The following is a 22563-nucleotide window of genomic DNA, read 5'->3' on the forward strand; positions in this document are numbered from 1 at the left end:
GAGAGGAGGAGACGCCCAGTGAGTCAACGGGAGTGGATCGAGAAGGACTTCTACAAGGAGCTGGGCGTCTCGTCCACCGCGACGGCCGACGAAATCAAGAAGGCGTATCGCAAGCTGGCCCGGGATCTTCATCCCGACGCCAACCCTGACGATGCGAAGGCCGAAGAGCGTTTCAAGTCCGTCAGTGAAGCTCATGCCGTTCTGTCTGATCCGGACAAGCGCAAGGAGTACGACGAGGCCAGGCGCCTCTTTGCCAGCGGAGGCTTCGGTCCCCGTGCGCAAGGTAGCGGTGGATTCAACCCCGGCGCTGGTGGTTTCGACATCAACGACCTGTTCGGCGGCGGTGCCGGCGGGCAGGACTCGGGTCTCGGAGACATCTTCGGCGGATTGTTCAATCGTGGGGGAGCGGGCCAGCGCACAGCTGCGCCCAACCGCCCGCGTCGAGGCAAGGACCTCGAGACCGAGACGACGCTCGCCTTCCGCGAAGCGGCGCTCGGTGTCACGGTCCCACTTCGTCTGACCAGCCCGACGTCGTGCACCACGTGTCACGGCAGCGGCGCAAAGCCGGGCACCAGCCCGCGAGTGTGCCCGCATTGCAACGGAACCGGCGTGGTCAGCCGCAACCAGGGCGCATTCGGATTCAGTGAGCCGTGTGACGACTGCCGGGGAACCGGCTCGATCATCGACTCGCCTTGCGAGGACTGCCACGGTAGCGGCGTCACCAACCGGACACGGACCATCACGGTTCGCGTGCCGGCAGGCGTGAGCGACGGTCAGAAAATCAGACTCAAGGGCAAGGGCGAAGCGGGTCTCCGCGGAGCTCCGGCGGGTGACCTGTTCGTCAACATCCGCGTCAAGCCGGACAATGTCTTCGGCCGTAACGGCGACGATCTGACGCTGACGGTTCCGGTGAGCTACGGCGAACTGGTGCTCGGGACGACACTGTCCGTGCCGACCCTGGACGGCCGTGTCGGAGTGAAGGTTCCGGCCGGAACGGTGGACGGACGCATTCTGCGAGTTCGCGGACGCGGCATCCCCAAGCGTCCCGAGGGGGCCGGCGACCTTCTGGTCACCGTCAAGGTATCCGTCCCGCAGAAGTTGGACGACCCGGCGATCGAAGCGCTGAAGACCTATCTCGAAGCCGAGAAGGCGAGCGGGTTCGATCCACGGGCCGGGTGGGCCGGTGCATGATGACCGAACGACCGCAGAATCAATGGGATGCGACGGTCGATCCTGACGCCCAGATCTTCGTGATCTCGGTGGCAGCCGAGTTGGCCGGAATGCATGCGCAGACCTTGCGTAACTACGATCGACTCGGTTTGGTCACCCCTCACCGAACCACTGGTGGCGGACGACGCTACTCCCCGCGTGATGTTGCGCTTCTGCGTGAAGTGCAACGGCTTTCGCAGGACGAGGGCGTCAACCTCGCCGGAATCAAACGGATCATCGAACTGACCAACCAGGTCGAGGCTCTGCAGCATCGCGTCCGCGAACTGGCCGAGGAAATCGCGAAAGTCCATGCGGGCTATCGCCGGGACCTCGTTCCGATTCCACGCAACAACGCGTTGGTGGTTTGGAAGCCACGAAACCAGCGATAGTTCAGACCTTTACGCAAACGGCTCCACGCCCTGCTCGGATTCACCTCATCGAATCCCGCAGGGCGTGGGGCCGTTTTGGCGTTTCCACCCAGCGGGAATCGGTCTGTCGAGGCCGCCCGAATATGCATAGCGTCCGCTTCCATGACTCCTCTTTTGTGCGTTTGACGTTATCCAGATCACATTCTATGCTCCAACCCAAGCAACTGCTTGCTAGATCATCAAGCGGGTGCTTGGTTGGCTGGTGCTCGAAATCAGGCGTTCCCACCGGCCGATCCTTCTTTCGTCAGGTATTCGCCTGACGTTCGGTGCATACATGTGTTCTAGGAGTGCAGACATGAATCGTCGGCCCATTCTTGTTGCGGCAGTTGCCGTGACGGCTCTGGCTCTCGCGGGGTGTAGTGGTTCTTCGGAGTCCGAAGGTGGCGCGGATTCGCCGTACCGCGTCCTGCTGACCGGCGGGATCAGTGCGCAGGGTGTTCTCGCGGCGAACTCGCAGACTTCCCTGCTGGCCACGAAGGCCGGCGTTCAGGTCCAGAACGAGGCCGGGGGCATCGGCGGCCGTCAGATCGAGCTCACCACTGTCGATGACGCGGGTGATGCAACCATCGCTGTCACCAAGCTGCGCGAAGCCATCAACTCGGGGAACAAGCCTGACCTCTACCTCAACTCGGGTCCTTCGTCGATCGCGGCTGCGGTTCTCCCGATCCTCAAGCAGAACAACATCCTCTCGCTGAGCATGGCGCCTTCTCCCGATTCCACGGACCCCTCGAAGTTCCCGCTGAACTTCGACCTGGCTCCGGGCGCGACCGACACCGCTCGCGGCATCTCCGAGTATGCAAAGACCAAGGGCTACAGCAGCGTCGGAGTCCTGCACGGTAGTACCGCTTACGGTGAACTCTTCGGCGAGGAGATGACCGGTGCGCTCGAGAAGGTCGGTCTGAAGGCTGCCGGCAACGAAGAATACGACGCCGCTGCTCTGGACATGACGGCGCAGTTGCAGTCCCTCAAGAATGCCGGTGCAACGGCAATCGCGTTGGACGCGTACGGCGCCCCGCTCGGATACGTGTTGCAGAGCCTGGAGCGACTCGGCTGGGACGTGCCGTTGATCGGCAACACGTCGGTCTCTGCCACCAACCTCATCGCCAATGATCCGCCCGCCGGCGTGCTCGGCACCCCGCAGGTGAAGAACCTGGTGACGCAGGTGTTCACCAGCACGGTGTTCGATCCGAACAACGCGCTCGTCAACACGATGGTGGACACGATGGCGTCGCTGGGCTCGATCCCGTCGACGCTGATCCTCGCGGACAACTACGACGCATTCCCCCTCGTCGCGGCAGCAGCGGAGAAGGTCGGCAGTTCGACCGATCCGAAGAAGCTCGCCGAAGCACTGGAAACCGCAGAGGTTCAGGAGAATGCCAAGACCGCATTCCTCTCGCGCTACAACTTCAGCTCTGACAACCACGGCCCGAACCCGGATACCAGTGAGCTGAAGTTCATCAGCCCGACGAAGATCCTCAACGGTCAGTTCGGAAACCCGGCTGCGTCATGACCATTCTGTGGTCCGGATTGGCGCTCGGCGCGGTCTACGTGCTGGTTGCCATCGGGTACAACATCGTTTTCGTTTCCTCCAACACTTTCAACTTCGCTCAAGCTCAGCTGATGATGGTGGGCACTTTCGTCGCCTACACGGGTCTCGTAACCCTGAAACTTCCCGTTCTCGTGGTGGCCGTCATGGCAACCGTGACCGTGATGCTCCTCGCCTCGGTCGAGGAGATCGTCGCGATCAGACCGGTGGCCGATCACCAGAACCAGCTGGTCACCACGCTTGGCGTTGCCACGCTGCTCAATGGTGCAACTCAATTGATTTGGGGTAGTGAACCTCTCACGGTTCCGTTCTTCGGATCGAACGAACCGATCACCCTACTCGGCGGCCGTACCTACCCGGTCGAGATCGCTCTGCTTGTTGCGGCGATCGCACTGGTCATCGGGTTGAGTTACGTCTCGAAGAAGACCATGACGGGTCTGGCTCTGATCGGCATCTCCGAGGATCGTGAAGCGGCGATGCTGCGAGGAGTCAACGTACGACGGTTGGCGCTGGGTGCGTTTGCCTTCTCGGGTGCATTGGCCGGTGTCCTCGGACTCCTTGTCGGCCCCAAGACGTTTGCAGTTGCGACGTTGGGTGCCGCGCTGGCCCTCAAGGGATTCGTGGCGTTGGCGATCGGCGGGTTCGGCTCTCTGCCAGGCGCTTTGATCGGCGGCCTGACCGTCGGCCTGGTGGAATCGTTCACCGCCCTGTGGGCGGGAAGTCAGTACAGCAATATCGCCGTCTTCACGGTGCTGATCATCATCTTGATGGTCAAACCTGCCGGCTTGTTCGGCAACGTCCGAGAACGGGTGGTGTGAAATGGTTAGCGCGTGGCGGACTTTCCGTTCCCTTCCGAGCTGGATCATCCCGCTGGTCCTGGCGGTAGTGATCTTGCTGCTGCCCGTGATGGGGCTCGACCTGTCGACATCACGGCAGATTCAATTGGCCTGCATCCTGGCACTTGTGGTCAGCGGCCTGAACCTGAGCCTCGGCTTTGCCGGTGAACTGGCGCTCGGCCAGGCCGCGATGTACGCGGCGGGTGCATACACCGCGGGTCTGATGTCCCAGGCCGGTCACACCGACATCCTGGTCCAGCTCGCTGCGGCCGGTGCGGTGGCATTGGGCGTCGGCATCTTGACCGGCGTTCCCGGTCTGCGACTGGGCAACTGGTCCCTGGCGATGACGTCGTTCTTCCTGGTCCTGCTCGTGCCGGACGTACTGGCGATCTTCGGCGGCAAGACCGGCGGCCGAAACGGCCTCACCGGTATGGAGCCGCCGACGCTCTTCGGCTCCGAACTCGACACCCAGCAGTACTACATGGTGGTTGTCGTGGTGACCGTCCTCTGGTTCGCGGTGATGCGCAACCTGGTGGTCTCGCGCCACGGCATCGCGTTCCGCACGCTCAAGCAGTCGCCGGTGCTGGCGTCGTCGCAGGGTGTGTCGGTGTTCCGGATGAAACTGCTCGGCTATGCGATCGGTGCGTTCCCGGCCGGTCTGGCGGGTGCGTTGTTCGCCAATACCGACCTGTTCATCTCGCCGGAAGCCTTCGGGTTCACCTTTGCGACAGCGGTTCTGGCGGCATCCATCCTGGGCGGTGCGGCAAGTGTGTACGGCGCCGTAGTCGGTGCCGCGATCATGCAGCTCGGTCCCAACCAGTCGACGGCATTTCAGGAATACTCGCTGATCTTCTACGGAGGCTTCCTGATCATCGGCGGTGTGCTGCTCTCCGGTGGGCTGACCAAGGTCGGGCGAGCGATCGTCTCGAAACTCGATCGCAGGGCCGGCCTGGGCGTAGTCGTCGCAAAGGAAAACAGCGGCGGAACACCGGAACTGGCGCCGATCAATGGCGCTCGGTTGGTGGTCGACGGAGTGTCCAAGGCATTCGGTGGTAACCAGGCACTCAATGCGGCAACCCTGACCGCAGAGGCCGGTAAGGTCACCGCGTTGATCGGGCCCAACGGTTCGGGTAAGACGACCATGCTCAACATGATCTGCGGCTTCTACACCGCGGACGCCGGCGTGATCACAATCGGTGACACGGTGGTCTCGCAGTCGTCGCCGCACAAGGTGGCGCGCGTGGGGGTGGCGCGCACGTTCCAAACTCCGACGATTCCGGAGAACATCACGGTTCTGGAAGCTGTTGCATCCGGACGGTATTCGGTGCACCGCGCGTCGATGGCGTCGGCTGTGCTTCGCCTGCCCAGCTTCCGCAGGATCGCGAAGGCCGACATCGTCGAGGCCGAGCGTGTTCTCGAGCTCGTGGGGATGTCGCACCTGCGCAACGAGATCGCGACGTCGCTGCCCCTGGGGATGCGTCGCATGCTCGAAGTTGCTCGCGCCGTCATCGCCGAGCCGAGGGTCGTACTCTTCGACGAGGTTGCGTCCGGACTCGACGAGGACGAACTCGAACGCCTGGCAGATCTGATCCGGGTACTGCGTGATGCCGGGGCCACAGTGGTGTTGGTGGAGCACAACTTCCGCCTCGTGCTCTCGCTGGCCGACGAGATCGTGGTACTGGCGCAGGGGCAGGTGATCGCCACCGGCGATGCGGCGACGATCGAACATCACCCGCGCGTGTTGAGCGAATACCTCGGAGTCAAGTCCGGTGATGAGGATGCGCTGCTCGAAGAAATCGGCGCGGTAGACCATCAGACCAGCGAGGTGAAGTGATGGAACCGATTCTGAAGGTCCGTAACCTGCAGACCGGGTACGGCGATCTGCGCGTCGTCTGGGATGTCTCGTTCGACGTCTATCCCGGTCAGGTGACAGCCCTGCTCGGACGCAACGGTGCAGGCAAGACGAGCACGCTCCGTGCTCTGTCCGGTCTCAACAAGGTGGCCTCTGGAACCGTCGAAATGGACGGTGCCGACATCACCGGAGTTCCCGCGCACAAGCGGGTGCGGCAGGGCATGGCGTACGTGCAGGAGGGTAAGCGGGTCTTTCACAAGCAGACCGTCGAGCAGAACCTTCTGCTGGGCGGGTACACCCGCAAGGCAAAGCGCGGCGAGCTGATGGAATCCGTCGAGTCCATGTACGAGATGTTCCCGATCCTGGGGGAGAAGCGTGCGCTTCCCGCCGGTTCCATGTCGGGCGGTCAGCAGCAGATGCTCGCGATCGGCGCAGCGCTGATGGCGCAGCCGCGGTTGCTCCTTCTCGACGAACCGTCGGGCGGGCTGGCTCCGGTGATCGTCGGTGAGGTGATGGACCGCGTCCAGCAGCTCAAGGAAACCGGCCTGGCTGTTCTGCTGGTGGAGCAGGCAGTGGAGGCCGCGATGAGCGTCGCCGATCACGTGACGGTCCTCGACATCGGCAAGGTGGTCCTCGACGCCGACGCCAAGGACATCGACGACCTGGCAGTGCTCAAGGACGCGTACTTCGGACGCATCTGATCTGCAGCGACGTCACTTCAGCCCGGCCACCTCGGCCGGGCTGAAGTTGTTCTCCCGCTCCGTGGCACGGGGGCTGGCCAGCTCTGGACCATCGATCTACCGTCCAGCAAACAACCCCTGTGAGAGGCAAACTTGATGACTGCTCCCGACGTGCTCGCCCCGGCAAAGCTGGGCCCGGTGACCTTGCGAAATCGAATCATCAAGTCCGCGACATTCGAAGGCAAAACTCCCGACGCCCTGGTCACCGATGAGCTGATCGAGTTCCATCGCCGCCCGGCAGCCGGCGGAGTCGGGATGTCCACCGTCGCGTATTGCGCCGTGGCACCGGAAGGGCGCACCGAATACGGCCAGCTGTGGATGCGGCCCGATGCCCTCCCCGGACTGCGACGACTCACCGATGCCATTCACGCCGAAGGGGCAGCAGCATCGGCGCAGCTCGGGCACGCCGGCCCCGTCGCGAATCAGAAGTCGACCGGACTGCCTGCGCTGGCACCGTCGAGTTCGTTCAATCCGTTGAGCATGAGGATGATTCGCACTGCCACCACAGCGGACATCACCAGAATTGCGGCGGCGCACGGGAGCGCTGCGCGACTTGCCGTCGAGGCAGGATTCGACGCCGTCGAGATCCACTTCGGCCACAACTATTTCGCGAGCTCGTTCCTGAGTCCGAAATTGAACCGGCGTAAGGATTCTTACGGCGGATCGCTCGAGAATCGGGCTCGCGTCGTACTCGAAACTGCGCGCAGTGTGCGCGATGCAGTCGGCGACAAGATCGCGATCTTGGCCAAGCTGAACATGGACGACGGTGTGCCAGGCGGATTCTGGGTGGACGAAGCAATCCAGGTGGCGCAGTGGCTCGAGGCATCCGGAAGTGTCGATGCGCTCGAGTTGACGATGGGTAGCTCACTGCTCAACCCGATGTACCTGTTCAAGGGCGATGCGCCGATCCGCGAGTTTGCCGCCGCGATGCCCCAGCCTGTTCGACTCGGTGTGCAGTTGGTGGGCAAGAGCATGTTGCATGCCTATCCGTACAAGCCGCTGTTCATGCTGGAAGAGGCTCGGCAGATCCGTGCTGCGGTGAAGTTGCCGCTCGTGCTGCTCGGCGGTGTCACGGACAAAGCGGGCATGGATACCGCAATGGCGGAAGGGTTCGAGTTCGTCGCCATGGCACGGGCACTGCTCAGAGAACCGGATCTGATCAATCGGATCGCAGCCGAATCCGATACCCAATCACTGTGCATCCACTGCAACAAGTGCATGCCTACGATCTTCAGTGGTGCCCGCTGCGTGTTGGTCGAACGCGTCTGAGCTGGTCAGCGCACACCACGTCCCGACATCCATGCGGATACCGGGTCGTGGGCCGTAGCGGATCAAGTTCGTGGTTGCTTCAACGCTCGGTTCAGTTCTGCGTGAAGACGTCGTAGGAGGCGTTCATCGTGGGGTAGCCGGTGGCCATGTAGTCGGTGAGGATGACGTGCGTCGGGTCACCGATGATGCGGGTCCCGTCGAGGGTGGGGTTGCCGGCGTAGTTGTTGGCCGCCATGACGGTCTGGACTCCGTCGGCCACGTTGTAGGTGACGTCGACACCGATGCCGCGCGGATCGCTGCTGTAGGCGGTGACGATTTCGGTCGTGTGCGGAGCCAGGTAGGAGCGGGGGCCGTTGATCCACTGTCCGTAGGGGTTGGACGCGCTCTCCAGCAGCATCGGGTTGTCGGTGTTGTTGGTGATGGTCATGGCAACCGTCGGGCCGTCGGTCGGCATGGTGCCGGCGTTGGCGACCGCCGCGGTTCCCAGTGCGGTTCCGCCGAGAGCGAGGGCGATCGCGGTGACTGCTACGAAGCGAGTGGTGTTGGTACGCATGATGTCTGCTCCTGGGCTGGTGTGTGGTTGCCGTTCTCGGCGATGAATCAATCTTGTCGCGAATCAGGGCTGCTGTATGTCCGCCGACGGGGCCGTGGCGGGGTTGAATCGCGTGTCCCCCGATCGGGGGAGGCGCAAGTGCTCGCATTGCTGGTACGGGCGTGAGAAAGTGAGCAATGCGAGAAGGCACGAAGCCGGTGGTCGGCAAGGTTTCCGTGGTGGTCGGCGACGATCACCCGTTGTTTCGTGAGGGAGTGGTTCGGGCCCTGACCGGCAGTGACCGCATCGACGTTCTGGGCGAGGCCGACGACGGCGCAGCTGCGCTCGCAATGATTCGGGAATTACGCCCGAAGGTGGCGCTGATCGATTTCCGGATGCCGCACCTGGACGGGACCCAGGTGGCAGCAGCAGTGGTTCGAGACGAGTTGCCGACCAGGGTGCTCCTGCTCAGTGCTCACGACGAATCGTCCGTCGTGTATCAGGCTCTGCAGGCGGGTGCTGCCGGATTCCTGCCGAAGGAATCCACCCGGGCCGAGATCGTGAGCGCCGTGCTCGACTGCGCCGCGGGCCGAGATGTGTTGCCGCCCAGCATCGCTGCCGGACTGGTGGGGGAGGTGCGTCGCCGTAGCGAGCCGTCCGGCCCGACTCTCAGCGCCCGTGAGCGTGAAGTTCTCGGATTGATCGCACAGGGCGCCAGTATCCCCACCATCGCCTCCCAGCTCTTTCTTGCGCCTTCGACCGTCAAAACCCACGTGCAGCGCCTCTACGAGAAACTCGGAGTCAACGATCGAGGTGCCGCCGTCGCCGCCGCGATGCGGCAGGGTCTGTTGGAGTGAACGGGAGTCACCGCAGTACGTATGTGACGTTCATGGCCGGGTAACCCGAGGTCATCGTCACCGTGACGTCGTGGCCGTCGGGGGCGTACGTTCCGCCGGCATCTGCCCTGGTCTTCGAGTTGGTGGCGCTGAAGACAAACACTCCACCGTCGTCGGAGCGGTACGTCAGCACGACGGGAAAGTCGTTCTGATTCTTGCTCGTGGCGACCACGTTGACGTTCATGTTCGGCAGGATGTAGTCGGCCGGCGGGACGATCCAGTCACCGTTCGGATTGGATGCGTCGACCAGATACAGGGCCCCGAAGCCCGAATTGCTGATCATCGCCGTCGTGACGGAAGTGTCGGTTATCGACTTCACCGCGTTCGCACCGGCGGCGCGGGCAACCAGAGCTGCCATGCTGAGGCCGGAGAAGGAAATTGCTTCGGGTCGAATTGTGTTGGTAGCCATGATGTTTCTCCTCGATTTGTCGGTCTCGGTGACCGTGTGTTTCGGTGATGAGACAACTATGGCCCCGAAATCCCTTCGGGTCTGTCCACCTACGGGTCCGAGTGCTGGATGACATCGGTGTCCCCCGATCGGTGGACACCAACGCTCTCCACTGCCGTAGCCCACCCAGCGGGAGAACCCGTTCCTCTACCAACCAGTCCACTCGTAGCGTGACCACCATGACCGATCCTGACTTCTCCACCGCACCACTCGACGTCGTAGTCATCGGCGCCGGCGTCGCTGGCATGTACGCCATGCACCGACTTCGCGAGCAGGGGCTGCGTGTCCACGGCTTCGAGGCGGGCTCCGGAGTGGGCGGCACGTGGTATTTCAACCGCTACCCCGGCGCACGCTGCGACGTCGAGAGTTTCGACTACTCCTACTCGTTCTCCGAAGAGCTGCAACAGGATTGGGACTGGAGCGAGAAGTACGCCGCGCAACCGGAGATCCTCTCGTACCTCGATCACGTGGCTGATCGCTTCGACCTACGCACTGGCTTCACCTTCGACACACGCGTTCTGAGCGCACAGTTCGACGAGGGTACTGCCACGTGGCGAGTACAGACCGACGGCGGTCACGACGTCACCTCACGCTTCGTCGTGTGCGCCACGGGCAGCCTCTCGACCGCAAACGTTCCGAACATTGCGGGCCGTGAGACCTTCGGTGGCGATGTGTTCCACACCGGTTTCTGGCCGCACGAGGGCGTCGACTTCACCGGCAAACGCGTCGGCGTGATCGGCACCGGATCCTCGGGCATCCAATCCATTCCGCTGATCGCCGAGCAGGCCGATCATCTCTACGTGTTCCAGCGGTCCGCGAATTACAGTGTGCCGGCAGGAAACACGCCTCTCGATGACAAGCGCCGCGCCGAGATCAAGGCCGGCTACGCAGAGCGTCGAGCGCTGTCCAAGCGCAGTGGCGGTGGATCGCCGTTCGTTTCGGATCCTCGCAGCGCCCTCGAAGTCTCGGAGGCCGAGAGAAACGCGGCATACGAGGAGCGGTGGAAGCTCGGCGGTGTCCTGTTCGCCAAGACCTTCGCAGACCAGACGAGCAACATCGAGGCCAACGGGACAGCGGCAGCGTTTGCCGAACGCAAGATCCGCTCGGAAGTCCAGGATCAGGCGATCGCCGACCTGCTCATTCCGAACGACCACCCCATCGGAACCAAGCGGATAGTCACGGACACGAACTACTACCAGAGCTACAACCGTGACAACGTCAGCCTGGTGAATCTCAAGTCCGCACCGATCGAGGCGATCGACGAGGCTGGAATCAAGACGGCCGATGCGCACTACGAACTGGATGCGCTGGTGTTTGCCACCGGGTTCGACGCGATGACGGGAGCGCTCGATCGCATCGAGATCCGCGGTCGCAATGGCGAGACGTTGCGCGAGAACTGGACTGCGGGTCCAAGGACGTATCTAGGCCTCGGAGTACACGGGTTCCCCAACCTGTTCATCGTCACCGGGCCGGGTAGCCCGAGTGTGCTGTCCAACATGATTCTCGCTGCCGAGCAGCACGTGGACTGGATCGCGGGCGCGATCAACCACCTCGATTCGGCGGGCATCGACACCATCGAACCGAGTGCCGAAGCCGTGGACAACTGGCTCGACGAATGCTCACGCCGGGCGTCGGCGACGCTGTTTCCATCCGCGAACTCCTGGTACATGGGAGCCAACATTCCGGGAAAGCCGAGGATATTCATGCCATTCATCGGAGGATTCGGTGTCTACTCTGACATCTGTGCAGACGTGGCAGCCGCGGGATACCGAGGCTTCGAACTGAACAGTGCGGTGCACGCATGAGTCGCCTCGAGGGTATCCGCATACTCGTGACAGGTGCGGCCGGCGGGATGGGCCGCTCACACTGCGAGCGTCTCGCCGACGAAGGCGCGTCCGTGATCGCGTTGGATGTCGTGCAGGCAAAGTCCGAGCTGGAGGAGACCGCCCAGGCGGTACGCGAGCGTGGAGGCGTGGCGGTCACCGGCGTCGCGGACATTCGTGACTTCGAAGATCTCGCCGCGGTAGTCGCCGATTGTGTCGCCGAGCTCGGCGGGTTGGACGTCGTGGTCGCGAATGCGGGCGTGTACGACACGCCGGGACCGTCGTGGACCGTCGATCCTGCGGTGTGGAACCGCTCGCTCGACGTCAATCTGACCGGGGCGTGGCACACCGTCAAGGCCTGTGTTCCGCACTTCGGCGACGGTGGATCGGTCGTTCTGGTCAGCTCGACAGCGGGAATCAAAGGTATTGCCGGAGCGAGTCATTACAGCGCCGCCAAGCACGCCGTGGTGGGCCTGGCCAGAACGCTGGCCAACGAGTTGGGCGCGGAGGGTATTCGCGTCAACTCCGTGCATCCGGGTTCGGTACGTACCCCGATGATCATCAACGAGCGAGTGTTCGCGAACCTGTGCCCGGACATCGAGAATCCCACGGAAGCAGACGCCGCTGCAGTACTGAGCGCACGCAACCTGTTACCTGTTCCCTGGGTCGATCCGGTGGATGTCAGCAATGCCGTCCTGTTTCTCGCATCCGCGGAGTCCCGCTTCATGACCGGCTGTCAGTTGGTGGTCGACGCCGGCCTGACCCAGAAAGTGTGAATTGATGACTTCTCGATTGGAAGGCAAGATCGCGCTGATCACGGGTGCGGCACGAGGAATCGGCCGGGCTCAGGCCGTGCGATTCGCCGAAGAAGGTGCGGACATCATCGCGATCGACGTGTGCGCGTCGGTGGAAACGACAGTCACCCCGCCCGCGTCGGAATCCGATCTCGCCGAGACGGTAGCCCAGATCGAGGCACTGGGGCGAAAGGTCGAATCTGCGGTAGTGGACGTTCGGGATCTCGAGGCACTACGCAGCGCGGTGGACTCGGGGGTCGAAGCGCTCGGTGGACTCGACATCGTGTGCGCTACAGCTGGTATCACGTCCTCCGACGGGGCTCTGACGATGTCGGAAACGATGTGGCAGACCATGTTGGACGTGAACCTGACCGGGGTGTGGCACACCACGACGGTTGCGGCGCCGCACTTGATCGCGCGAGGTGGGGGATCGATGACACTCACCAGTTCCATCGCCGGATTGCGGGGGCTGGTCGGAGTTGCGCACTACACCGCAGCCAAGCATGGAGTCGTTGGTCTGATGCGTTCGCTGGCAAAGGAATTGGCGCCGCACAACGTGCGGGTCAACACTGTCCATCCCACCAACGTCGACACCCCGATGATTCAGAACCCGTTGGTGCGCGGCAAGTTCCGCCCCGATCTCGAGAACCCGACGCGCGAGGAATTCGCTGCGGCGGCGATGACGATGAACATGCTTGCCATTCCGTGGATCGATCCGGTGGACGTAGCGAATGCGGCACTGTTCCTGTCCTCCGACGAGGCCCGCTACATCACGTCGGTCGCCCTGCCGGTGGATGCGGGGAGTTCGTCCCGCTGAAGTTTTGAATAGCTGAGGTTTGTCGCGCTGGGTTCCGCCACGGTGTGTAGCGTCGGTTTCACCTAACCGAAAGGCGCACACCGTGGCGGAACGACGCTATCTGGAAGTCACCGTCGGGACCAACATCGTCATGGTCCTCGACCACCGCACGGTGGAGGTCTTCGACCGCACCGCCGCGAGCACGAGCGAAGTGGCTCGCTGGCATGTCGAACACATTGCGGTGAAGGCGAAACCGTCGAAATCGGGATTGAAGCTCACCATTGGAAACCGGCTCGCCGACGACTCCATCGCGGTAGCGGGTCCACGGGCATCGCTCACCGTTCCGCCGGAGAACGAAGCCGCCGTCGTCGCGTTCTTCGACGAGGTCAAGGCCGCTCGTACGTGACTCAGTCGCCCGCTGTCGCGCGCGCGGCAGCATGGGCGCCGGCAACACGACCGAACGCGAAGGCGTCGGCAATATGGAATCCACCGTCCTTCGCCGCGCTGTAGGTGGAACTCACTGCGCCCGCCGCATACAGCCCCGGAATCGGGCTACCGGCGGTGTCGAGGACGCGGGAATGACCGTCGCGGCGCGGCCCACCGCTACTCCATCCCAGCAGCGGTGGCCCGGAGACGGCGTAGAACGGAGCGGTTGCCACCGGGGCCAAAGTTTCCGGATTGCGGCCGAAGGAATGGTCTACGCCGTCCGCGCACGCCTCGTTGTAGCGGTGCACGCTCGTTTCCACGACGGTGGGGTCCAAGCCGAGCTTCCCGGCGAGTGGAGTTGCCGCCAACCCAAATCCGCTGTGTCGGTGCCGAACGGTGCGCCAGTGACGTCCATTGGTACCAGAACTGTTGTAATAACTAGCCGTGCGTTCGAGTGCCAGCCAGTTCCGAGTTTTTTCCGAAGACCTTGCACGATTCTTCACAATCGCGAGCTCGTCGACTGACATGGTGTCGGGATGGTGATGCGTCGGATTCGAAATCGGGTCTTCGCAGACTTCTACTCAGACCGAAGAACCCCTCGCTAACGTCGACGGGGTCGATGGTTAGGTGGACTGAGCTGACCGGTGAGTTTTTGACGGCGATGATGGATCTGTTAGTGCGGTTGCGGCAGGACGCCGTCGCCCGAGTTGAGTAGGGTGAATTACGAAGTGGACGATACTGAGATCGTACCCGTTGAGCGACTGTGGCTTCCCCGTGGTGGGACATACTATGCGGACTCGGGGTGGCTATCGCCTCCGAATTACGAAGGGATTTTTGCGCGCAACTCCGACGCAGTCTCCCTCTCATCACTCGTTTCTGCACGGTGCTTGGTGCTGCTCGGGGAGCCAGGTATGGGTAAATCGAGCGTACTGAAATCCCAAGCCTTCCTGACGGAATCGAGTGAGTCAGCTGAGGATCTCAGAGTCGATTTAGCGAGTTTCTCAAGCGAGAGCCGTTTAATCAGGAAGATCCTTGAAGGGCCTGAGGTGAAGCGCTGGAAGGATGGCGAAGGGGTCCTTTGTCTGACACTCGACAGTTTCGACGAGGCGCACAGCAGGATTGACAATCTCCATCGCTTGCTGGGTGATTATCTCGATGAATGGGCTTGTGAACGCCTCTTTCTCAGAGTCTTTTGTAGAACAGCACAGTGGCCGACATCCATGACAGAGATCCTCAGAAAAAGAATGGGCGAGGTTGAGTCGTACGAACTGCTTCCACTTCGTCGAAGCGATGCAGCCGCGATTGTGTCGCCGGACCTGAACGCAAACGAATTTCTGGACGCAGTCGAGACTGCTCTGGTAGTTCCACTCGCTGCGCGACCGCTGACTTTGAAGCTCCTCTCCGCCAACTACAAACAGTCGAATACACTTCCGGACCGCACGACTGAGTTGTACGAGACCGGACTCCTCACGCTCTGCGATGAGATGAACGCCGAACGCCGAGATGCCAACGCAATACCCGACCCCGAGAGGTTGCTGCAGACTGCAGGCCGCTTGGCTACCTTCTCAATACTTGGTGGACGCCCGACTGTGTGGACTGGCCCAGCTGCTGAGGCGACGCCAGCAGACCTGACCGTTGGGGACTGCATCACCTCCGGGGCAGGGGCTCAGCACGCGGCAATAACTTCCGAACTCGTTCTCGACACGCTGCACACGGGGATTTTCACGGGTGCAGGTCCGCAGCGTTTGAGCTGGTCGCATGCGACGTTCACTGACTTTCTGGCTGCCCGCTGGATGGTTCAGAGTGGCCTGAATGCAGACCAATTTCGTTCGATCCTCATCTCCCCTGACGGAAAATTGCACCCACGTGTCCACCAACTCGCAGCATGGTTGCTCGCATTGCAACCCACGGGTTTTTCATGGCTCGTTACGGTAGATCCCGAAGCCTTTCTTCGGGGAGTCGAAATTCCAACTGCAGATCTTCGCGCTCAGGTTGTGGCGGAGCTTCTCGCAGAAGCCGCAAGGGGAAGTTTTTATCACAACTACACTCACCGTTTCGATGGTCTAAAGCATGATTCGCTAGCCGACCAGCTGCGGGTCGCGTTGAGCAGCCTGAACGGCGAGGAGCGCCGGATCGCGATCGATATTGCACGCCAGTGCAATGAACGCGCGCTTTCTCCGGACCTTGCTGCAATTGCACTTAACGACAACGCGGACATCAATCTGAGGATCTCCGCTGCGATGGCGGTACGAATTCTCGCGGAGGATTCACCGACTGACGCCCTCGTGCCTTTACTAAATTTCAGGGTCGCCGTCGATGGGTGCACTGATCAAGACCAGGAGCAGGAACTAGAAGCAGTTGCATTGATGGCGTCATGGCCCCATGCGTTTTCCACAGCAGAAGTATTCGATCGACTCGATCCTCGCCAACCACGCAACTTTGTTGGACTGTTCTCGTCATTTGTCAGATTTTTCGCGCAATCTTTGACCGATGGAGACCTTGAGTCTGCGTGCCATTGGATAACTAGTACGGGAGCCTGGACCGACGATTCGCGGATCACTGAACTTATTGACGCCATCCTGTGTATGGCAATAAAGCATCTAGATAAGCCGGCAGCGGCGGCGGCGGCGGTTCGAATCGGTCTGGAACGGGTCGATAACTATGAGCCGATCTACACCCATTGTCCAAATATAGAAATCATCCCGCCGAGCGTCGAGGAGTGCCGCGCCCTTGTTTTGGCTCTACTTACCGAGGCTTCGGAGGAACAGGCTTTCGGTATGACCCATTCAGGGATGGTCGACTCCGGACTGCTTAGCGCGAATGATTTCGTGTGGCTGATTGATCAGTACGCCGTATCGGAAGGCGTCCTCCGCGCGAATCTGGCCAAGGTGATCGGTTGGACCTTCAGCCCAACGGACCGGGTGCATATCGACGCCGTACTGGGATTAGGTGATGGCGATCCGGCGGTGATTCTCTTCGCACACTGGCGCGATTCGGTCCTTCTTGGCTCACCTGCGGCGGAGGCTGGCCGCGATGGAGTTCGAATTCAACACGAATATATGGCGAACAGGCGAAATCGACGTGAGAACCCGGATAAATGGGTAAATCCCCGAATCGCTGAACTGGCTGAAAAGGCTCTCGATGGGGACATCGATGCATTCTGGTTAAGCTGCCGCTTGATTACGGTTCGGCCTGGGACCGAACACTACATGGACGAGTTTCAGCCAGATCTGTCTGGACATCCACGTTGGAATACGCTTACCGAGCAGACTCGCACAAATCTGACTGCATCGGCTGCAATCTACCTCCGTAACGGAGACTGCAGTCCGGAAAGGTGGCTACTGTCCGAAACGCGTTACTATCCTGCAGAGGCAGGATATCGGGCCCTTCTACTCCTTCTCAGGAATCGACCCCACGAACTCGGCTCGTTTGATTCTGATATCTGGAATAATTGGGCGCCCATCCTGATTAGCTGGGGTGTATCGTTGAACGGAGCGCGCTCGGCGGACAAGAAGATCCTTTTCCAGTTTGCGATTCCTCACGCGCGTGAGCAGTTGACAAATGTTCTTCTCCAGCTCATAGATGTTGCTATCGCAGCGGGAAGTAGGACTTTTCGAAGTGAAGAACTCGCACTTCTTCAGTCCAAATTGTTGTCTGACCAGCTAATTAAAAGACTGGAGGGCGGTATTTGCCTTGCGTCTCAAACCGATATTCTCGACAGTGTGTTGTCGTTCCACCCAGAAATTGCGCGACCACTGCTCTTGGAATGGCTCCAGCCTCTAAATCGTGAGACTGAACCAGAACGCGCTCGCGACGCTGCTGTGCGACTTCTCCAAATCGCTGACCTTCCGTGGTCGACCTTCCGTGAGTTGATGTCGACAGATCCCGAATTCATGAAAGGAGTCTTTCTTGCTGGAAGCCAGATTTACGAACGTCGGCCTCCCAGTATTTCAGAGAAAGAGATCGGTGACCTTTACGGGTGGCTAATTCTGCATTTCCCTCCCGAAGATGACCCTCAGCACGATGGCGTGTACGCCGTGGGTCCCCGCGACTCATTGGGTTCATGGCGCGATTCGCTTTTGAATCACCTGACGCATCTCGGTACTGTCGAATCAGTCTCGGCGATCGCCACTCTCGCAGAGGAATTGCCAAATCGAGAGTTCCTCAAACGAGCACTTACAACAGCACAACGGGTAAGTCGCGAAAATTCTTGGGAGCCGGTGACTTTCCAACAACTGGATGAATTGGCGTCAGAGCCAACCGCGCGGCTCGTGCGGTCCGAGGCGGATTTGTTCGCGGCCACACTGGCAGCCTTTGATGAGATCCAGAAGCGATTGATCGGGGATACGCCGACTTCGCCGTTGCTTTGGGACACCTATTCATCGCGGCCTAAGTCAGAAGACGAGGTGTCCGACTTCCTTCGGAACGAACTTCAGACATTTTTGCGGGTGCGTGGCGCAATCATCAACCGGGAAGTTCAAGTACGCAGGATCAAGAAATCGGGAATGCCTGAGCGTACTGATCTCCGGGTTGAAGCGATTACCCCAGCTGGACGATCCATTCCGGGCGAAATTGTAGTTATTATCGGTGAAGTCAAAGGGTGTTGGAACAAGGACATCGAGACCTCAATCCAGTCGCAGCTTGTTGAGCGCTACATGGCCGATCTGCACACAAGTGTTGGTATCTACATCGCGGTGTGGTTCGACCTTGATTCGTGGACGATCACGGACCGCCGTCGACGAAATGCGGCTAAATATGCCACTGCGGAAGGACTACGCAAGGTCCTCGAAGCTAAGGCCGCCGATCAGAAGCGCGCTGGCAACAACGTCGCGGTTGTAGTCTTGGACGCGTCGCTGGGGAGGGTGGCTTCGAAATGATCTTTCTGACGGGCTTGCCGAGCAGGATGTTACGTTCGATTAATGCTCCACTTTTGCCATTGAAACTGCATCGAAGTCGTCTTCGACATCGCCGGGTTAAGCTGGATGGATTGCCTTTCCGGGTCTGAGATGGGTAAGCAACCTGGAAGCTAAGGTGCCCAAAGCACCAGTGGTCCGACTTAGAAATATCACGGTCTACGGTAGGTGCTCTTGACGCTCGTCAACTCGGAGCATATCTGACCTGACACCCGTAGATTGCACCTCAACTGCGCGTTGAACGTGCAAGGGGTGGTAGTTGCGACATGGTCGCGATTCCCTTGGTTCGAATTGTCGATGACGAGGTCCGCTCGAGTCCAGGGGGAGACGTCTGCAAAATAGAGGCGTCGGCCTCCGACATACCTGTTCATCGAAGGATGATCCGGATCCGCGTTCGTTCCGTCGCGAAGGTTCATTCGCCGCGCGGTCTCCTCGAAGGGCGCATCGAGGAAGATCGAATAGTCCCATCGTTCGGCGAGTTCGTCTCGATGCAGGAAGAGTCCTTCGACAAGGACTATCGCTCCATCGGCTGCATGCAGGTACGCGTCGCTGTCGGTACCTTCTGCTCCCGCCCGGCCCCAACGAATCGAGAACATGTCGTTCGAGGGCGTCGTAGTCGTAGCTGTCGAGCCAGAAGCCTTCCGGCGATTGCCGACCTCTGCGATGACGAATCTCCGGCGGATTCAGAAAGTCATCGACGTGAATCACGATGACGGGGCGTGCATTCAGCTGCGCTGTAAGGCTTTTAGCGAATATCGTCTTGCCGCTCCCATCGACACCGTCGATCGAGACGAGAGGCGAGCCGCGCAACGCGGATATTTCGGCGGCTAAGGTTTCGAAGACCGACGCAGTGCTCATCGATCAATTCCTACAGCACTCGCAGCGACACGAAGAGGCCCAGTGTCGTACAGGATTCGGTGACCGTCTTCGAGAACACGTCGAGTACCCGCGTCGAGCGGAACGTCCGCCCAGCTCTCGCTCGCGAAATTCAGCTCGACGAGGAGGCCGGACCGTAGGCGGAAGCGTCGTTCTCGAACTGGCCCCCAGTTTGCGGCTCTGATGAATCGCGCGTCGGGGCGGAGCCGCACGAACCAGTCTTCATTTGCGAGCGCGTTCGCGTCGTCGGCCAGGATCATCAGATCAAGATCACTCGCCATACGCTCCGCGCCGCGCGCGTAGGACCCGACCAGCGCTACAGCCTTGACTCCGTCGTGTTCACCGGCCCATTGTTCGACGTCGACGAGCAAAGCGTTGACCGCGCGCCTGCGTCCTTTCAATCGTGCTGACATACCGGCATCATTCCCCACCGTCACGGCTGTCGGTTGCATCGCCAGGACCTCTATCCTGGAACTGTCAGTGACAAACCAGGCGAAGGGATGACTATGTTCAAGATGAGGAAAGTCAGCCGATGAAGGCGATCATCGTGTGTACCTCTGTCTCCCATGGCAATACGAAGCGTATCGCCGACGTCATCGGAGAAGTTCTCGATGCTCGCGTGGTCGAGCCCGGTGACATCGACGCCGCGCAGCTCGCTGACTACGACCTGGTGGGCTTCGGCTCCGGCATCTACCTACGCTCGTACCACGAAGATCTACGCTCGTTCATCGAGGCACTCCCCGAAGAACGGCGATCCAAGGCTTTTGTCTTCGCCACCAGTGGTTTTCCCGACAAGGGGATTCATCGCTTTTCGCGTCCACTGGTTCAGCTGCTCGAGCAGAAGGGCTTCGATGTGGTCGCAGCCTTCTCGTCCCGTGCGTGGGATACGTATTTTCCGTTCAAGCCGTTCGGCGGTATCCGGAAGGGGCGGCCGAACGCCGACGACTTGGAATCGGCGCGCACGTTCGCCGAAGTCCTACGCGGTAGCGTTCAGGACAGCTTGCCCGGCACCGGGTAGCTGCGCAGGCTCATCTCCAGCTCACCGGCGTCGGCAAGGTCGTTGATCGTCTGACGCAGAGCGCCACACGTCCGCTGAGCGTTGGCTCGACCGTTCTCACGCCCCAGTTCCGGGCACACCACTTGCGACTCTTCGAGCCATTGAACGCTGGTGTGCGCTTCGCTGTATTTCTCGACCAGAACGCGGTTTCCGCAGTTCCGACAGCTGACCTGACGCATCAGCGTGCAATCAGATCGGCCGGTGACCAGAACGCGCGCATGCTCGTGATCTTGGCGTCCGCGTCGAAAGTCATGACGTCGATCGGTTCGACCTCGTAGACCTGATCGCCCACCGGTGTGACGACGCGGAAGTGGAAGGCCGCGCTGGATCCGCTCACCCGCAAGGTGAGAAGCTCCGTCTCTTGCGAACCGCCCTCGAGAGCGCCGTAGAACTCGGTGATCGCAGCTTTGCCGACACGGGGTTCGCTGCCGACCGGGTCTTCGAGTGTCGCGTTCTCGGCGTAGAGGGCGGCGATGTCCGCTGACGATCCGCGAGCCACGGCGTCGAGGTAGGTGGTAACCGTCGCCGTGATCGCGGCCGTGGTGTCTGGTTCGAGAGTGGTCATCGAGTTAGTCCGATCAGTCGAGAAGTTCAGGGTCTGACAACTACTTCGGACGCTATCGGTGCCGTCTCGATTCGGCGTCGCAATCTCCCACGCAGCGGGACGGCCCGCAAGAAATTCAGGCGTCGAAGCGTCCGAAGCCGCCGCGGTAGAACAGAAGCGGACCGTCGTGGCGCAGCACGTTCAGATCGGTGATGCGTGCGACGACGATGGTGTGATCACCGGCGTCGTGCTCCTGCTCGACGGTGGCCTCGATGCGAGCGAGTGCGCCGCTGAGCGCCGGAGCACCGTTGCCGGCCGCGTCCCACTCGACGCCGAGGAACTTGTCGGTCCCGCCGCGAGCGAACGCCGAACACATGTCCTGCTGATCGTGGGCGAGAACATTGATGCAGAGAGTTCCGGATTCGCGAAGCTTCGGCCAACTTGTCGACGTCTTCGCCGGGCAGAACGAAAGCAACGGGGGATCGAGCGATACCGAGACCAGAGACTGGCAGGTGAAGCCGAGGGGTGAATCTCCATCGTGGGCGGTGATGACGGTGACGCCAGTGCAGAAATTGCTCATCACGTTGCGAAGTGTGCGTCCGTCCAGAACTGGCGGCTCGGCGTTTTCCACGGTCATGTCGTCTCCTTGTTCAAATCTCTGTTCAAAACTCTGCAAACAGCTTCAGAAGCAACGATGTGTGGCGCCGCGGTCGTAATCCAGCGGCAGTCCCACTCAATGGCAGCAATGGCTTCTCGCCACGGGTTCGGACCGACCGAGTGTCAGGTGGAGGGGTCTCGGGCAAATTTGATCCCGCTCAGCGGTCCGTTCGGATTCTACGAAACCAGCAAATCACCAGTGATTGTTAGACTTCGGGCATGTCCGAACCTGATGACGTGTCCCGAGGACTTCCCGCTACCAGCTGGGCAGTGCTCGGGATGCTGACGTTCGGGGAGGAACTGACCGGAAACGATTTGAAGAAGTGGGCCGACTGGAGTGTCGGCTTCTTCTACTGGAGCCCGTCCATCAGCCAGGTCTACGCAGAGCTGAAGAAGCTCGAAAGCATCGGATTCGTGGAGTCCCGGGTCGTCTCCGAGCCCGGGGTACGGGGCAAGCGCCTCTACTCGATCACCCAATCAGGAACCGACGCCGTCCGGACGTGGTCACGGGAGGCGCCGGTGGAAGTCCCGGTGCTCAAGCACGGCGTCATGTTGCGTCTGTGGATGGGACACCTCAACGAACCCGAGCGACTCAAGGCACTGGTCGAAGCCCATATCGCCAACGTCGAAGAGCAGATTCGACGCGCGAAACTCCACGCAGATCATGCCGAGAACGAGCCGGCCTGGTCGTTCCCGGTCATGACGTTGCGATGGTCGGAACGGTACTTCCGAGCCGAGATCGAACTTGCTCGCGAACTACTCGAAGACATCGATCGTGCGTCCGCCGAGTTCGCGAACGTCGCCGAGCACGACCGACTGGGATCGCCGTTGCCCTCGACGCCTGGCAGATGGAAGAACGTCGAGGAGTACGTGTTGGCGCTCGAGCAAGCCGGTCTCACCGGCAACGGCTCGAATATCTGA

At 61.0% G+C, this 22563-nt stretch carries 22 protein-coding genes; 15 read left to right on the forward strand and 7 right to left on the reverse strand.

The annotated features are described in order from the left end of the window. The first annotated feature begins 18 nt into the window (after positions 1–18). The 7 genes from dnaJ to FEZ59_RS22485 all read left to right on the forward strand — a co-directional run bounded on the left by dnaJ (position 19) and on the right by FEZ59_RS22485 (position 7880). A complete protein-coding gene (gene dnaJ, locus FEZ59_RS22455; protein ID WP_172933243.1) occupies positions 19–1191 on the forward strand; it encodes a molecular chaperone DnaJ in 1173 nt (390 codons plus the stop codon). Then, positions 1191–1598 (forward strand): helix-turn-helix domain-containing protein, encoded by a 408-nt coding sequence (locus tag FEZ59_RS22460; protein ID WP_020906601.1) that lies wholly within the window; start codon positions 1191–1193, stop codon positions 1596–1598. The genes dnaJ and FEZ59_RS22460 overlap by 1 nt, the downstream gene beginning before the upstream one ends. Positions 1599–1932: 334 nt before the next feature. Next, on the forward strand, positions 1933–3147 hold the full coding sequence (locus tag FEZ59_RS22465; RefSeq protein WP_019749387.1) for an ABC transporter substrate-binding protein: 1215 nt from the start codon (positions 1933–1935) through the stop codon (positions 3145–3147). Continuing rightward, positions 3144–4001, forward strand: coding sequence for a branched-chain amino acid ABC transporter permease (locus FEZ59_RS22470; protein WP_019749388.1), 858 nt, complete (start codon positions 3144–3146; stop codon positions 3999–4001). Before FEZ59_RS22465 ends, FEZ59_RS22470 begins: the two co-directional genes overlap by 4 nt. A 1-nt stretch (position 4002) precedes the next feature. Then, positions 4003–5853, forward strand: a complete 1851-nt coding sequence (locus FEZ59_RS22475; protein ID WP_097387723.1) for a branched-chain amino acid ABC transporter ATP-binding protein/permease — start codon at positions 4003–4005, stop codon at positions 5851–5853. Continuing rightward, complete coding sequence (locus tag FEZ59_RS22480; RefSeq protein WP_020723665.1) at positions 5853–6572, forward strand: ABC transporter ATP-binding protein; 720 nt, start codon at positions 5853–5855, stop codon at positions 6570–6572. The genes FEZ59_RS22475 and FEZ59_RS22480 overlap by 1 nt, the downstream gene beginning before the upstream one ends. A 132-nt stretch (positions 6573–6704) precedes the next feature. Then, on the forward strand, positions 6705–7880 hold the full coding sequence (locus tag FEZ59_RS22485) for an NADH:flavin oxidoreductase (RefSeq protein ID WP_024487410.1): 1176 nt from the start codon (positions 6705–6707) through the stop codon (positions 7878–7880). Positions 7881–7971: 91 nt separating this feature from the next. Here FEZ59_RS22485 and FEZ59_RS22490 read toward each other — a convergent pair whose 3' ends face one another. After that, on the reverse strand, positions 7972–8433 hold the full coding sequence (locus FEZ59_RS22490) for a hypothetical protein (RefSeq protein WP_172933244.1): 462 nt from the start codon (positions 8431–8433) through the stop codon (positions 7972–7974). A gap of 176 nt (positions 8434–8609) precedes the next feature. On the opposite strand from FEZ59_RS22490, the gene FEZ59_RS22495 reads away from it, so the two are divergent. Beyond that, positions 8610–9269, forward strand: a complete 660-nt coding sequence (locus FEZ59_RS22495; protein ID WP_019749393.1) for a response regulator transcription factor — start codon at positions 8610–8612, stop codon at positions 9267–9269. Positions 9270–9276: 7 nt separating this feature from the next. Here the strand turns inward: FEZ59_RS22495 and FEZ59_RS22500 are convergent, their stop codons facing one another. Then, positions 9277–9717, reverse strand: a complete 441-nt coding sequence (locus tag FEZ59_RS22500; RefSeq protein ID WP_019749394.1) for a hypothetical protein — start codon at positions 9715–9717, stop codon at positions 9277–9279. 218 nt (positions 9718–9935) lie between these two features. On the opposite strand from FEZ59_RS22500, the gene FEZ59_RS22505 reads away from it, so the two are divergent. The 4 genes from FEZ59_RS22505 to FEZ59_RS22520 all read left to right on the forward strand — a co-directional run bounded on the left by FEZ59_RS22505 (position 9936) and on the right by FEZ59_RS22520 (position 13575). Then, on the forward strand, positions 9936–11561 hold the full coding sequence (locus tag FEZ59_RS22505) for an NAD(P)/FAD-dependent oxidoreductase (protein WP_046379813.1): 1626 nt from the start codon (positions 9936–9938) through the stop codon (positions 11559–11561). Continuing rightward, complete coding sequence (locus tag FEZ59_RS22510; protein WP_046378128.1) at positions 11558–12355, forward strand: mycofactocin-coupled SDR family oxidoreductase; 798 nt, start codon at positions 11558–11560, stop codon at positions 12353–12355. The genes FEZ59_RS22505 and FEZ59_RS22510 overlap by 4 nt, the downstream gene beginning before the upstream one ends. 4 nt (positions 12356–12359) lie before the next feature. Then, positions 12360–13190 (forward strand): mycofactocin-coupled SDR family oxidoreductase, encoded by an 831-nt coding sequence (locus tag FEZ59_RS22515; RefSeq protein WP_046378129.1) that lies wholly within the window; start codon positions 12360–12362, stop codon positions 13188–13190. 82 nt (positions 13191–13272) lie between these two features. Then, the gene (locus FEZ59_RS22520; RefSeq protein ID WP_020906608.1) at positions 13273–13575 is read left to right on the forward strand and encodes a hypothetical protein; all 303 of its coding nucleotides are present in this window, start codon (positions 13273–13275) and stop codon (positions 13573–13575) included. Between the two features lies 1 nt (position 13576). Here FEZ59_RS22520 and FEZ59_RS22525 read toward each other — a convergent pair whose 3' ends face one another. After that, the gene (locus FEZ59_RS22525; protein ID WP_242459914.1) at positions 13577–14122 is read right to left on the reverse strand and encodes an FAD-binding protein; all 546 of its coding nucleotides are present in this window, start codon (positions 14120–14122) and stop codon (positions 13577–13579) included. Positions 14123–14506: 384 nt separating this feature from the next. Between FEZ59_RS22525 and FEZ59_RS22530 the strand changes: the two genes are divergently transcribed. Beyond that, positions 14507–18472, forward strand: coding sequence for a hypothetical protein (locus FEZ59_RS22530; RefSeq protein ID WP_172933245.1), 3966 nt, complete (start codon positions 14507–14509; stop codon positions 18470–18472). A gap of 890 nt (positions 18473–19362) precedes the next feature. On the opposite strand, the gene FEZ59_RS22535 is transcribed toward FEZ59_RS22530, so the two are convergent. Beyond that, positions 19363–19797 (reverse strand): nucleotidyltransferase domain-containing protein, encoded by a 435-nt coding sequence (locus FEZ59_RS22535; protein WP_172933246.1) that lies wholly within the window; start codon positions 19795–19797, stop codon positions 19363–19365. 119 nt (positions 19798–19916) lie between these two features. Between FEZ59_RS22535 and FEZ59_RS22540 the strand changes: the two genes are divergently transcribed. Next, positions 19917–20402, forward strand: coding sequence for a flavodoxin family protein (locus tag FEZ59_RS22540; RefSeq protein WP_020906614.1), 486 nt, complete (start codon positions 19917–19919; stop codon positions 20400–20402). Here the strand turns inward: FEZ59_RS22540 and FEZ59_RS22545 are convergent. The 3 genes from FEZ59_RS22545 to FEZ59_RS22555 form a co-directional block, all read right to left on the reverse strand. Further along, complete coding sequence (locus tag FEZ59_RS22545) at positions 20375–20620, reverse strand: hypothetical protein (RefSeq protein WP_020906615.1); 246 nt, start codon at positions 20618–20620, stop codon at positions 20375–20377. The two genes, FEZ59_RS22540 and FEZ59_RS22545, sit on opposite strands and share 28 nt — an antisense overlap. Next, entirely contained in the window at positions 20620–21006 is a 387-nt protein-coding gene (locus FEZ59_RS22550) for a nuclear transport factor 2 family protein (RefSeq protein WP_020906616.1), read from the reverse strand. The genes FEZ59_RS22545 and FEZ59_RS22550 overlap by 1 nt, the downstream gene beginning before the upstream one ends. A 115-nt stretch (positions 21007–21121) precedes the next feature. Continuing rightward, complete coding sequence (locus FEZ59_RS22555; protein ID WP_020906617.1) at positions 21122–21622, reverse strand: flavin reductase family protein; 501 nt, start codon at positions 21620–21622, stop codon at positions 21122–21124. A 239-nt stretch (positions 21623–21861) separates the two neighbouring features. Between FEZ59_RS22555 and FEZ59_RS22560 the strand changes: the two genes are divergently transcribed. After that, complete coding sequence (locus FEZ59_RS22560; RefSeq protein ID WP_019749414.1) at positions 21862–22563, forward strand: PadR family transcriptional regulator; 702 nt, start codon at positions 21862–21864, stop codon at positions 22561–22563.

The organism is Rhodococcus sp. MS13 (assembly GCF_013277835.1).
In the GTDB taxonomy this organism is placed as follows: Bacteria; Actinomycetota; Actinomycetes; order Mycobacteriales; family Mycobacteriaceae; genus Rhodococcus_F; species Rhodococcus_F erythropolis.

Bases quoted from the DNA above. Each gene is read 5' to 3' on its own strand.
- FEZ59_RS22460 (WP_020906601.1), top strand. From the start codon at position 1,191: ATGACCGAACGACCGCAGAATCAATGGGATGCGACGGTCGATCCTGAC.
- FEZ59_RS22465 (WP_019749387.1), top strand. From the start codon at position 1,933: ATGAATCGTCGGCCCATTCTTGTTGCGGCAGTTGCCGTGACGGCTCTG.
- FEZ59_RS22470 (WP_019749388.1), top strand. From the start codon at position 3,144: ATGACCATTCTGTGGTCCGGATTGGCGCTCGGCGCGGTCTACGTGCTG.
- FEZ59_RS22475 (WP_097387723.1), top strand. From the start codon at position 4,003: ATGGTTAGCGCGTGGCGGACTTTCCGTTCCCTTCCGAGCTGGATCATC.
- FEZ59_RS22480 (WP_020723665.1), top strand. From the start codon at position 5,853: ATGGAACCGATTCTGAAGGTCCGTAACCTGCAGACCGGGTACGGCGAT.
- FEZ59_RS22490 (WP_172933244.1), bottom strand. From the start codon at position 8,433: ATGCGTACCAACACCACTCGCTTCGTAGCAGTCACCGCGATCGCCCTC.
- FEZ59_RS22495 (WP_019749393.1), top strand. From the start codon at position 8,610: ATGCGAGAAGGCACGAAGCCGGTGGTCGGCAAGGTTTCCGTGGTGGTC.
- FEZ59_RS22500 (WP_019749394.1), bottom strand. From the start codon at position 9,717: ATGGCTACCAACACAATTCGACCCGAAGCAATTTCCTTCTCCGGCCTC.
- FEZ59_RS22505 (WP_046379813.1), top strand. From the start codon at position 9,936: ATGACCGATCCTGACTTCTCCACCGCACCACTCGACGTCGTAGTCATC.
- FEZ59_RS22510 (WP_046378128.1), top strand. From the start codon at position 11,558: ATGAGTCGCCTCGAGGGTATCCGCATACTCGTGACAGGTGCGGCCGGC.
- FEZ59_RS22515 (WP_046378129.1), top strand. From the start codon at position 12,360: ATGACTTCTCGATTGGAAGGCAAGATCGCGCTGATCACGGGTGCGGCA.
- FEZ59_RS22525 (WP_242459914.1), bottom strand. From the start codon at position 14,122: ATGTCAGTCGACGAGCTCGCGATTGTGAAGAATCGTGCAAGGTCTTCG.
- FEZ59_RS22530 (WP_172933245.1), top strand. From the start codon at position 14,507: ATGGGTAAATCGAGCGTACTGAAATCCCAAGCCTTCCTGACGGAATCG.
- FEZ59_RS22535 (WP_172933246.1), bottom strand. From the start codon at position 19,797: ATGTCAGCACGATTGAAAGGACGCAGGCGCGCGGTCAACGCTTTGCTC.
- FEZ59_RS22540 (WP_020906614.1), top strand. From the start codon at position 19,917: ATGAAGGCGATCATCGTGTGTACCTCTGTCTCCCATGGCAATACGAAG.
- FEZ59_RS22545 (WP_020906615.1), bottom strand. From the start codon at position 20,620: ATGCGTCAGGTCAGCTGTCGGAACTGCGGAAACCGCGTTCTGGTCGAG.
- FEZ59_RS22550 (WP_020906616.1), bottom strand. From the start codon at position 21,006: ATGACCACTCTCGAACCAGACACCACGGCCGCGATCACGGCGACGGTT.
- FEZ59_RS22555 (WP_020906617.1), bottom strand. From the start codon at position 21,622: ATGACCGTGGAAAACGCCGAGCCGCCAGTTCTGGACGGACGCACACTT.
- FEZ59_RS22560 (WP_019749414.1), top strand. From the start codon at position 21,862: ATGTCCGAACCTGATGACGTGTCCCGAGGACTTCCCGCTACCAGCTGG.